This window comes from Mailhella massiliensis, assembly GCF_020741395.1.
GTDB classification, from domain to species: Bacteria; Desulfobacterota; Desulfovibrionia; order Desulfovibrionales; family Desulfovibrionaceae; genus Mailhella; species Mailhella massiliensis_A.
In genome coordinates, this window is record NZ_DYZA01000165.1 from 1 (window position 1) to 11,389 (window position 11,389).

An 11,389-nucleotide genomic window follows, 5' to 3' on the forward strand; every position below is an offset into this window, starting at 1 on the left:
GAGCGCCGCGCCGCTTTCACAGACCATTTCTTTAAACACGGCGCAGATTTCCCCGGCGTTCTTATGATCCACCGCGGCGGTAGGCTCATCGGCCAGCACCATGGCAGGCCCGTGGATCAGGGCGCGGGCAATGGCCACCCTCTGGCGCTGCCCGCCGGAAAGGTGCTGCGGCTTCTTGCCCAGATGCTCGGCAATGCCCAGCCTGGACGCAAGCCTGTCCAGGCGCTTTTCCAGAAACTCCACGCCCATGCCCTGAAGCTTCCCGGGCAGAAGAATGTTGTCGCGTACGGTGAGAAAGGAAAGCAGCCCGCCCGATTGCAGCACATAGCCCATGTGCCGCCCGCGCAGGCGCGCAAGCCCCGCTCCGGACAGGGCGGGCACATCGCTCTCCCCGCCCTCGTCATAAAGAAGAAAGCGCCCTGCCCTGCAAGGCTTCAGCGCCAGGGCCAGCACGTCCAGCAACGTGGACTTGCCGCAGCCGCTGCTGCCGAGTACGGCCAGACATTCCCCGCCGTACACGTCCAGGGAAGGCACGCGCAGCTCAAAACGCATGCCTCCCTTTTCGCGTATGATGAGGATATCGCGCAGGCGGGCGCGCATCGTCATGGCAGAAGCTCCAGAGGCAGGGGCGCCACATAATCGGAAGGATCGTCGCCGGCGTTCAGCGCCACCCACACCTCGGGGTTGTCGTGCAGGGCTGCGTAGGCCGCCACGCGCGCTTCTATCTGGCTGAGGAAGCTGTCCTGCTCATCCGGGCCCCAACTGGCCCACAAGTCATTGCTCATGTCCATGAGCTGGCTGTGATAGGGCAGGCCGGAAAGGAAATCGGGAATCATGCCCGACTCGGCAAGGTTGCGGGCATTCGCCAGCATGGAAGGATCGCGCGAGGCCACGGCGGAAGCCGCCTGAAGGGAAGTGAAGAAATCGTCGCCGCTCACCTGATTGTTCCGCCCGGCCTCCAATACGGAACTGAGCAGAGTGGCCAGGGAATCGAGCTGGCGCTTGTTGATGAGCAGCCGCACGTCCAGCGACTGGCGCACCGGATCCATGAGATCCTTATCCGCCACCCAGGCTTCTACGTCGCGCGGGGCCTGCGCTCCGCTGTGGCTGCCCACCCAGGTCACGGAAGCGGCTTTGATAAGATTCTTCAGATCCTCGCTGGTGGGGGCATCGTCGTTCAGGGTCTGGATGCCTCCTGCGGCAGCTTCGGGAGAGGCTGCTTCCGCCACGGCGGGGGCGGCGGCGCTCCGGGCGAGCACGCCGTCGAGGTAGGCCGTCAGCGTCTGGGTAATGGCCTCCGCCGCCTTGCCGAAGGAATCCACGTCGCGCGCATTGATGCCCCAGTAAAACGACTTGTCCGTGCCGGGATTCAACGAAAGGGCGCGCAGCTGGCGTTCCGCCACGCGGTTGTAACGCTTGGTCTTGGGCGGGTTGAGGTGCAGGGCGAGTATACTTACCCCGCGCTCGGAAGCCAGAGTCCGCAGGGTGTTTTCCTCCTTGCCGGAACTGTTCCATTTATGCCCCGCCTCATGGGCCGGAGCATCGGCCACGATGACGACGATGCGCACCGCCCCCTCACGCCATGCGGTCTTTTCCAGCGCGTCGGAAACGCCGGCGAAAAGGTCTTCATTCACGTCCACGGAGTCAATGGACGTTTCCTTCATTTCGGCAATGGCCTTCGTGAAATCGTCCACCTTCATGAGGGAAGGCGTGAAGTTCTTCGTATTATATTCAATTCCCGCAATGCTTGTGGAATCGCGGTAGCCCCAGAGGCCGAAGGCCAGCTTTTCATTGAGATCCTGTTCCGAGGAAATGCTGGTGGAGACGGCGTTCAGCACCTCGCGGGCGCGGTCGATATAGGGCTGCATGCTGCGTGTGGTGTCCACCACCCACACAAGGTCTATCTTGATATCTTTCAAGGTGTCGGATCGCTGCTCCGTAGTCGCGGAAGCCTGCTGGAGATACTCGTTATTAGTGCGCAAATCGGAACTTTCGCGCGCCTTTTCCCCGCCGCCGCTCACCGCCGCGAGGCGGAGCAGGCGGGACTCGCGCCCGTTCAGCGTGCCGGTCTCAAATTCCAGAATGGGCAGGAGATAAAACTGCCTGCTGATATCCACGGCCATTTTGGGTTCCACCGAAAGGACAGGGAAATCCCCGGGCAGAGCCTGCTGCCCCGCCGCGGCCTGGTCTATGGCCGCATACAGCTTTTCCACGGCGGCGGCCCTGGCTTCCTGATCCATGGCCGCAATCTCCTGCAGCGTTTCCTTTTCCTCAAACATGAGCACGGGGCGGCGCCCCTGGGGATGTGTGTAGGCGAGACACATGGTCTGCCGCCACTCAAACACGTCCTCCGTCTTCATCCAGCCGACCACGGTTCCTTCTTCATCCGTGCCGACCTCATACCAGCCCTGTCCTGTCTCACGAGCTTCCCCGCCCGGCCTGTCGTACACGAAATACGACTGGAACGTAGGCAGATTGCTCTGCAGAATATCATTTTCCGAAGGCGTCCTGTACAGGCTGGCCATGGGTCTTGTAAGCACGCGCAGGGAAAGCTCGCTCTTCTCACTGAGGGTAAGCGGGAAACGCTGCCCGGGAGCGGGGCCTTCTACCCCGGCCATGGCGTGCGCTCCCCACAGCAGGGTAGCGGCAAAAAGACTGAGGACGACACTTTTTCTCATAACATGCTCCCGGAAGGTGTTTTATGTGAAGGGCCGACGCCTCCGCGCCCCAGGCCCCTGTCCCGCGCTCCCACCTCGCCGGGGCGCGGCCGGCCATATTTCCGTGCGGCCCTTTCCCTCCGGGGAAAAAGCCGACATTTTGGGGCCATCATAAATAAAACACCCGGGATTGAAAATCATCCTCAGGATACATTTGTGCCCGGGAAGAAAAAAAATCAGGCCGTGCCGCACTCTCGGATGAAAAAAAACGGCCTGCCGCCGCTCTTTCCAAGCTTTTCCGGCCGCCCAGCGCGTCCGCCCCGCCCAAGGGAAAGCACCCGCCAGGCAGAAGGGAAGGCCCTTTCCTTTCCCCCGGACGGCCGCCTGAGCGGCATGCGGTATTACGGGTCCTCACGCCGAAATGATAATAAAAGAAAAAAATCCTTCTCTGGCGTTGACAGGAAAAAAATCGTTCTTATTGTAAAAGTATCCTTTCAGGGAGAGCGCCTCCAAAGGGCGAACACCCATGAAAGGATGAATTAATGTATCCTCTCCATGCAAAGAAGAATCTTTGCAGAGAAAAGAGAGAGCGAGATCATTCCCACTTTATTTATGATGCATTGATTCAACACACAAATGGAGGTTTTAATATGTTGCCCAGTATTTTTGGTGAAAGACTTTTTGATGACTTCTTCGGTGAACCCTTTATGCCCGCCTTTGTGAAGCGCGACCCGCTCTTCGGAAAGAACGCGAAGAACCTGATGAAGACGGATGTGCGCGAACTGGAAAACACCTATGAGCTGGACATTGACCTGCCCGGCTTCAAGAAGGACGAAGTGAAGATTGAGCTGGACGGCGGTTATCTGACCATCAGCGCCGCCAAGGCCCTGAACAAGGACGAGGAAGGCAAGAACGGCCAGTACCTGCGCCGCGAACGCTACAGCGGCGAATGCAGCCGCAGCTTCTATGTAGGCGAGGCGCTGGAACCCAAGGACGTTACCGCCACCTTTGAAGACGGCATCCTGAAGCTCTCCTTCCCCAAGGCTCCTGAAAAGAAGGTTCCGGAAAAGAAGACCATCGCCATTGCATAACCCCTTCTCCCCGGCAGTCCGCCTTTCCTCGTGAAGGCGGGCTGCCCCGCAAGACAAAGCGCAGGCAGAACATCTGCCTGCGCTTTTTTTGTACGCCATATTCCACGCGCGTCCTTCCGCCCAGGGCCGAAACGGATTTTTTTGCCATGCTCGGAACGGCGAAAGAGGCAAGACCTACTCTTCCTGCAAGCGGAAATCGGCTCCGCTTCTACTCTTTCTCATGTTCCAGACGCAACTGCCCCGCTTTGTCGGTAAAAACGGTAAGCAGGGGCCTCGCCTGCGGAGCCTCTTCCGTAAACTGCCTCGAGAGCTGGCGCAACAGGCCGCCGAGCAGCAGAAACAAAGCAAGGGGAATGATGAGCGTGGTCAGCACAAAAATACAGAAGGTGTGGAAAAGCCTGTCCGTGGCATCATCGGCATAATGCAGTATCTGAGCGGCCTTTTCCCGTATCTTATCCACGCTGAAACGGCTTATGAACCGGGTGACCTTCTCCAGTACGCCTTCCGCCTTGTCCCACACAGAGGAGAACCATCCCTCGTCTTTTTCCTCCACGGAGGCCTGCGCCAGGCTCCGGTTCATCTCGCCCTCAAGGTGCTCCATCTGCAAGGAGGAATTCTCCACCCCGGCCATCTGCGCTTCATACACAGGGCCGAGATACGCCGTTTCCACATAGGAGCTGACGCCTGCCGACAAAGGAAAGAACAGCCAGCACACCAGGGCCGTGCGGGAAAGAAAGAGCGCCGCCGCCCGGCTCCAGGAAGCACGACGCCCGAAAAGGCAGTAGCAGGCCGCAAATATCAGGGCCATGGGCAGAAGAACCTTGAAGCAGACCCAGGAAACCATGCCCAGGAGCAGCTTTTCCACCAGCATCAGGCCCATGACGAAAAAAAGCGCCGCGCTCACCCTTTCAATGGCGTCGTTCACAGCCGCCAGCATTTCCCCGGGAGCCACGCTCATACCCACCCCGAAGGGAGCAATGGAAAGTTCCACACGTTGCAGGCTGGAAACGGCCTTGTCCACCACTTTGGCCGAAGCATAGGCTGCCGTGGCCCTGACCAGCGTTTTTTCGCAGTATTCTTCCGAAATTCTCTCGGCCGCGCCGATAACAGGAATATGGGCGTTGGCTCCGTTGCCCATACGCACGGGCAAAAGGTACAATGCGCCGAAACAAAGCACGAGTGCCGCCATGAACAGAAGAGTTCTTCTCAACATCTCACGCTCCCTTTCCCTCCCCGGAACACCGTTGTTCCGCTGAAAAGCGTCCCCGATAATACCTGTACGAACAGTTTCCAGCATATTCTGCGGAACCCGCCCAAGGCAACGGCATCTGCCCTTCTTCCCCCCGGGAAATTCCCCGTACCGGAGGATAAAGCGATGCAGCGCCCGGCACACGGCCGAACCCTGCGCTTTCACGGCTGAGAGAAAAAGCCCCATGAGGACGATGAAGGCATCCCGGAAAAAAGCTTTCCATGGGCCATGAATCCTGCCCGCCGGACGGGGAGAAAATATGCCTCAGGCTCCTTTCCTCACTTCCTTGCCGAAGCACGCAACACAGCCCCGGGCGGATGCAGAGACTCGGGGCATAACGATCCCATTTCAGAGTATCCGTACTGCGGCCCGGCGGCGAAAAACAGGTATGAAAAAACAGCGTGTTCTCCCGGGCAGGTTCCATGAGTTCTTCCGCTTCACGGCTCTACCCGCGCAGGAAAAACTCCGCCCCCAGACCGCCTTCCCGGAATTGCAGGGCCGAAGAACGGTTCCGTGCCTCGCTTTTCCGCTGTTTACGCATGCCCCACGGCCTGACGAATCTCCGGGAAAAGACGACGAAAAACGCCTCTTCAAGAGCTGCGGGTGCTTCCTGTATTCCCGAAAAGGCGTTTTCAACCATACAGGCCCGCCTTCCGGCCGTGAGGCATCCTTTCCCCGACCTGAAGGCCCTGCAAAAAAGGAGGCGTAATCCGCCTCCTTTATATTCGTCAGTGTGTTCAGCCCCGCAGGCCCGACATTTTCTTCCGCATATCGGCCAGGCGCTCCAGCGCGGCTTCAAGCGTATCCTTTTTCTTGGCGAAATGCAGGCGGATATACCGGTTCTCGGGCTCCTTGAAAAAGCTGGAGCCGGGAACCGCGCCTATGCCCACATGTTCGGCAAGTTTCTCGCAGAACGTCACGTCGCTTGCAAAGCCGAATTCCGATATGTCCAGAAGGACGTAATACGCGCCTTCGGGATCGGTATGCGCGATCTTCAGGTCGTCCAGCCCCTGCATGAAAAGCGACTTCTTCTCCGTATAGACGTCGGCAAGCTCCCGGTAATAATCGTCGCCGAAGCGGAGCCCCACCACCGCGGCTTCCTGAAGCGGGGAGGCCGCGCCCACGGTGAGGAAGTCATGCACCTTCCTTGCACTTTCCACCACCTCGGCGGAAGCTATGACATAACCCAGCCGCCACCCCGTGATGGAGTAGGTCTTGGAAAGCGAGCTGCACGACAGGGTGCGCTCCGCCATGCCGGGCAGGGACGCCATGTAGGTATGGCGGTGCGGGGCATAGACGATATGCTCATAGACCTCGTCCGTGATCACATAGACGTCATACTTGCGCGCAAGGCCGGCAATGATCTCCAGCTCCTCGCGTGTGAATACCTTGCCGCAGGGATTGGAGGGGTTGCACAGAATAAGGGCCTTGGGGCGCTGCCGGAAGGCGTCCTCAAGCTTCTCGGGATCGAAGCGGAAGGTGGGAGGCTCCAGAGGCACATAGATGGGTTCCGCACCGGAGAGTATGGCGTCGGCCCCGTAGTTCTCATAGAACGGGGAAAACACCACGACCTTGTCCCCGGGATTGGTCACCGTCATCATGGCGACCATCATGGCCTCAGTGCTGCCGCAGGTCACCACGATTTCAGAGTCGGGATCGATGGGGATGCCCATGAAGCGGGACTGCTTAGCCGCGAGCGCCTCACGGAAATTCTGCGCCCCCCATGTCACCGAATACTGATGGGGGCCCTCTCCGGCCACCTCGACCAGGCGGTCAAGCAGGGGTTTGGGCGGGTCGAAATCAGGAAAGCCCTGGGAAAGATTGATAGCCCCGAACTCCATGGATACGCGCGTCATACGCCGGATCACGGAATCCGTGAAGCTGGCCGTCCTGTGGGAAAGTTTCTGCATGGCGCACCTCAGCGCAGGTAGGATTTATGATCGTTCAGGATATGGCGCTCGTCCAGAGCGTCCTTGATGCTCCGCTGCACGGAAAGCGTGACTTCCGGCGTATGGGACAGGTAATAGGGGCGCTTGCTCACGCCTATGCCGTGTTCCCCGGAAGTGAGCCCGCCCAGGCGGAAGGCCTCTCCGTACACCAGCGACATGCTATGCCCGAGGTCCTTTTCCCATTCCTCCTGGGAACGATTGCCGCGCACCACGCAGAGATGCACGTTGCCGTCCCCGGCATGGCCGAAGGCCACCATCTGCACGCCGGTCTCCTTCTCGACCTTGTGCACATAGGCCACAAATTCCGCAATCTTGTCGATGGGAACCACGATATCCACGGGCTCCTGTTCAGAAATGGCCTCCACCGCCTTCACCAGACAGCCGCGCACGCGCCAGATATCCGCAGCCTGCTCCTTGTCGCGCAAAGGTACGAAATCCAGGGCGCCCTGCTGGAAAACCAGCTCGCGCGCATGCTCCACGCGGCCCTCGATATCTTCAGCGCGGCCGTCAAAGGTAAGCAGAATATAGGCGTCAGCCTCGGGGCAGGGATAATGGATGCCCGTGAAGCGTTCGCCAAGCTCCACCACGCTGCGCTCCACAAATTCCACGGCCGTGGGGCCGAGCCCCGCCTTGAGAATCACGGGCACGCTGCGTATGCCTTCATGCAGGCTGACAAAGGGAACCACCGCCGTAAGGGAAGCCTCCGGCTTGCCCACCAGGCGAAGCAGGCAGCGCGTAATCACGGCCAGCGTACCTTCCGAGCCTATGATGAGTTCTTTCAGGTTCAGGCCGCTGGCGTCCTTGACGTTCTTGCTGCCGAGCTCCATCACGTCGCCGTTGGCCAGCACCACGGTGAGGCCCCGCACATAGTCGCGGGTGACGCCGTACTTCACGGCCCTCATGCCGCCCGCGTTGGTGGAAATGTTGCCGCCGAGCGTGGCCGTCTTCTCGCCCGGATCCGGGGGATAGAAAAGGCCCATGGCCTCCACCCGGGCCTGAAGGTCCTCAAGCAGCACCCCGGGCTCCACCGTCACGGTAAAGGTCTCGGGGTCCACCTCAAGGATGCGGTTCATGCGGGACAAGTCGAGGATGATGCCTCCTCCCGGCACTGTGGAGCCCACAAGGTTGGTGCCCGCCCCGCGGGGCGTCACGGGGATGCGCCTCTCCCAGGCAAAACGCATGACGGCGCTCACCTCTTCCGTGGAAAGGGGATAGACCAGGGCTTCGGCCTTCCCCCTGCGGCGCCCCAGAGTATCGGAAAGGGCGCTTTCCGGGATATTCTCCAGAATCACGCGCTCCCTGTCGGGAATGATATCGTAAAGCTCGCGCATGGCAGGCCCCTAGTTCCAGGCCGGGACGAAGAATCCGGCGAAGGTGGTATTGAACACGTCGATAACGGCCTGCGACTGATACGCTTCCACAATACGCTTGTACACCGGGTTATCGGCATCTGCGCTGCGGCTGGCGATGAGGCAGGTATAGCTGTCGTCTTCGTACTTGGGTTCCTTGAACAGCGCTTCGTCGGCCTTCATGCCGCTGTCCAGCGCATAGTTGCCGTTGATGGCGGCAAGCGCCACGTCGGGCAGTATGGAAACTACCAGGTTGGCGTCGATTTCCACGAATTCCAGCTTCACGCGGGTGGAGACTATGTCGGAAAGCTCGGGGGAAGCGCCCACGCCTTCCTTCAGCTTGAGCACGCCGGCGGCCTCCAGAAGCTTCAGGGCGCGGCCTTCGTTGGTGACGTCGTTGGGCACGGCCACCTTGTCGCCGTCCTTCAGCTCTTCCACCGACTTGATCTTCTGGGAATACAGATTCATGGCGATGATGAACGTATCGCCTATGGAGGTGATCTCATAGCCGTTGTTCTTTATCTCGTTGCGCAGAAAAGCATGATGCTGGAAGGCGTTGAGATCCACTTCCCCGTTGGCCAGGGCCTGATTGGGCAGGGAAAAATTGGAAAACTGCACATATTCCAGCTTCACGCCCTCCTTGGCCAGCACTTCGGCCACAGGCGCCCAGATATCTTCGTAAATGGCCCCGGTAAGGCCGATCTTCACCACCTGTTCCGCAGAGGCGGGGATTGCGGCCAGGAGCAGGGCGAGGGACAGGACGGAGGATTTGACGAGCGCGGAGATGTTCATGATTACCTCGGGAAAAAGGGTTCAGTGTTTGCTGACGCGGGCCACGAGAGCCCCCACTATCTGGATGACGGTCACGATGAGGACAAGGATGATCACCGTAGAATAGATGATATCCATACGGCTGCGCTGCTGGCCGTAGACATAGGCGAAGTTGCCGAGTCCCCCGGCCCCCACGGCTCCGGCCATGGCGGTCAGGCCAATGAGGCTGATGAGCGTGATGGTCACGCCGCGGGCGATGGAAGGCACGCTCTCCTTGAGATATACCCGGCAGATGATATCGAGCCGGCTGCATCCCATGGCCTGAGCCGCCTCCACAAGGCCGTCATTGACCTCGCTGAGCGCCGACTCCATCTGCCGGGCGAAAAAGGGCACGGTACCGAACACCAGCGGCACGATAGAGCCTTCCACGCCGATAGCCGTGCCGGAAATCAGGCGGGTCAGGGGCAGAAGGCAGAAAAGCAGGATGATGAACGGGATGGAGCGGAACAGATTGATCACCTTGTCGAGCACTTCATAGATCAGCCTGTTCTCCATGAGGCCGCCCTTGCGCGTGACGATGAGCAGCACGCCGAGCAGAAGCCCCAGCACAAAGGAGATCCCCCCCGACCAGAACGTCATCTGAAGTGTCTCGACGGTGCTGCGCCAGAGCATGGGCAGCGACTTCATGGTATACGGAAAGAATTCAACGAGCAGGTCGTGCATCAAGGAGCACCTCCACACCGACATGGATATTTTTAAGGTATTGGATACAGCTTTCTATGGAAGAAGCTTCGCCTTCGGCTATAACGACCAGGCCGCCCAGGGGGTGCTCTCCTATCATCTCGATATTGCCGAAGATAATGTTCAGATCCACATTGTAGGTGCGGGAAAGGTAGGAAACCAGGGCGCTGCAGGCATTGCGCTCAAGATAGCGCAGGCTGAGGATGCACTGCCCGGGCTTGAGCTCCAGGATGGAGGCCTTCTCCTCCATAAGCCGCCGGAAACCGGCCATGTGCGACGTCATTTCCATGAAGTTTCGCGTCACGGGCTGCTGCGGGCTCGCAAAAATGGAGAAGACCTCGCCCTGCTCCACCACGACGCCGTCTTCCATGACGGCCACATGGTCGCAGATTTCCTTGATGACCTGCATCTCGTGCGTGATGAGGACTATGGTCAGTCCCAGCTTGCGGTTCAGCTCCCGCAGAAGCTGAAGTATGGAGCGGGTGGTCTGGGGGTCAAGGGCGCTGGTGGCCTCGTCGCAGAGCAGAATTTCAGGATTGCTGGCCAGTGCGCGGGCAATGGCCACACGCTGCTTCTGCCCGCCGGAGAGCTGAGAGGGATAGGCCTCCTCCCTGCCGGAAAGGCCCACGATTTCCAGAAGCTCGCTCACACGTTTTTTCAGCTGCTCCCGGGAAAGGCCGCGCCCTGCCAGAGGAAAAGCCACATTGCCGAACACCGTGCGCGAAGCGAACAGGTTGAACTGCTGGAAGATCATGCCGATGCGTCGGCGCACGGCGCGCACTTCCGACTCGCTCAGAAGAGTGATATCGGCGTCGTCAAGCAGGACTCTGCCCGAGGTGGGGCGCTCCAAAAGATTGATGCAGCGTAGCAGCGTAGACTTCCCGGCCCCGGAAAAACCGATGATGCCGAAAATCTCGCCGGTTTCAATGGTCAGATTGACGTTTTTTACGGCCTCTATGGGGCCGTTCGCTCCCGGAAATACTTTACTGACGCCTTCCAGACGGATCATGAGATGCGTTCCTTACAAAAAAAGAGGAAAAAGACCGGAATCACTTCCGGAGAACGCACGAAGACTCCCAGGCGCAGGAGGAAAGCAGGCTTTATCTCATGGACGAACAAAGACTCCCTGCGCATACACGCGCCTGGGAGCAAAACATTCGTCCAAAACGGAAGTTATGGCGAACAAGCTGTTCAAAGAAAAACGCCATAATCTTTTCTCTTCCTTGATTTGACGTATGATTGCCCCACCCGCTCCGCTTTGTCAACCGGAAAATCCCGGAAGGCGCGGGCTGGAACGGTTTTCGGGCAGAGCCGGATCATGCCCGGCAGCTGGAATGTCTTTGGGGCAGAAAGAAGCGGGGCCGGAAAAAGAAAAAAACTTTTGCGCTCCTCGCCCGGGGTGCGTCACGGAACATCTTTCCCTGCCCGTCCTTTATTCTTTTCGCGGATTCGCCTAGATAGTGTTTACACGAGATTTGAGTTATAAGAAGCGCATCAATTCTACAAGGATGTGCTTATGACGAATCCTCAACGCCGCCATGACATTTCAGATGCTGCATGGGCCTTATTGGAACCTCATTTA

The 11,389-nt window shown here is 59.1% G+C and carries 9 protein-coding genes; 1 reads left to right on the forward strand and 8 read right to left on the reverse strand.

Annotated elements, in window-relative coordinates; all coding sequences use genetic code 11:
- Window positions 1-606 (reverse strand): ABC transporter ATP-binding protein (locus tag K8W16_RS08120; RefSeq protein ID WP_304122646.1); only part of this gene is annotated, 606 nt, incomplete at its 3' end.
- Window positions 603-2,678, reverse strand: a complete 2,076-nt coding sequence (locus K8W16_RS08125; protein WP_304122647.1) for a vWA domain-containing protein — start codon at window positions 2,676-2,678, stop codon at window positions 603-605. The genes K8W16_RS08120 and K8W16_RS08125, both read right to left, overlap by 4 nt.
- A gap of 629 nt (window positions 2,679-3,307) precedes the next feature.
- On the opposite strand from K8W16_RS08125, the gene K8W16_RS08130 reads away from it, so the two are divergent.
- Complete coding sequence (locus K8W16_RS08130; RefSeq protein WP_304122648.1) at window positions 3,308-3,748, forward strand: Hsp20/alpha crystallin family protein; 441 nt, start codon at window positions 3,308-3,310, stop codon at window positions 3,746-3,748.
- Between the two features lie 208 nt (window positions 3,749-3,956).
- Here K8W16_RS08130 and K8W16_RS08135 read toward each other — a convergent pair whose 3' ends face one another.
- The 6 genes from K8W16_RS08135 to K8W16_RS08160 all read right to left on the reverse strand — a co-directional run bounded on the left by K8W16_RS08135 (window position 3,957) and on the right by K8W16_RS08160 (window position 10,816).
- Window positions 3,957-4,961, reverse strand: coding sequence for a hypothetical protein (locus tag K8W16_RS08135; protein WP_304122649.1), 1,005 nt, complete (start codon window positions 4,959-4,961; stop codon window positions 3,957-3,959).
- A gap of 773 nt (window positions 4,962-5,734) precedes the next feature.
- Entirely contained in the window at window positions 5,735-6,907 is a 1,173-nt protein-coding gene (locus K8W16_RS08140; protein ID WP_304122650.1) for a pyridoxal phosphate-dependent aminotransferase, read from the reverse strand.
- Between the two features lie 8 nt (window positions 6,908-6,915).
- Window positions 6,916-8,277, reverse strand: a complete 1,362-nt coding sequence (locus tag K8W16_RS08145) for an FAD-binding oxidoreductase (protein ID WP_304122651.1) — start codon at window positions 8,275-8,277, stop codon at window positions 6,916-6,918.
- A gap of 9 nt (window positions 8,278-8,286) precedes the next feature.
- The gene (locus K8W16_RS08150; RefSeq protein ID WP_304122652.1) at window positions 8,287-9,087 is read right to left on the reverse strand and encodes a MetQ/NlpA family ABC transporter substrate-binding protein; all 801 of its coding nucleotides are present in this window, start codon (window positions 9,085-9,087) and stop codon (window positions 8,287-8,289) included.
- Window positions 9,088-9,108: 21 nt separating this feature from the next.
- Entirely contained in the window at window positions 9,109-9,789 is a 681-nt protein-coding gene (locus K8W16_RS08155; RefSeq protein WP_304122653.1) for a methionine ABC transporter permease, read from the reverse strand.
- The gene (locus K8W16_RS08160) at window positions 9,770-10,816 is read right to left on the reverse strand and encodes a methionine ABC transporter ATP-binding protein (protein WP_304122654.1); all 1,047 of its coding nucleotides are present in this window, start codon (window positions 10,814-10,816) and stop codon (window positions 9,770-9,772) included. The genes K8W16_RS08155 and K8W16_RS08160 overlap by 20 nt, the downstream gene beginning before the upstream one ends.
- Between the last annotated feature and the right edge of the window lie 573 nt (window positions 10,817-11,389).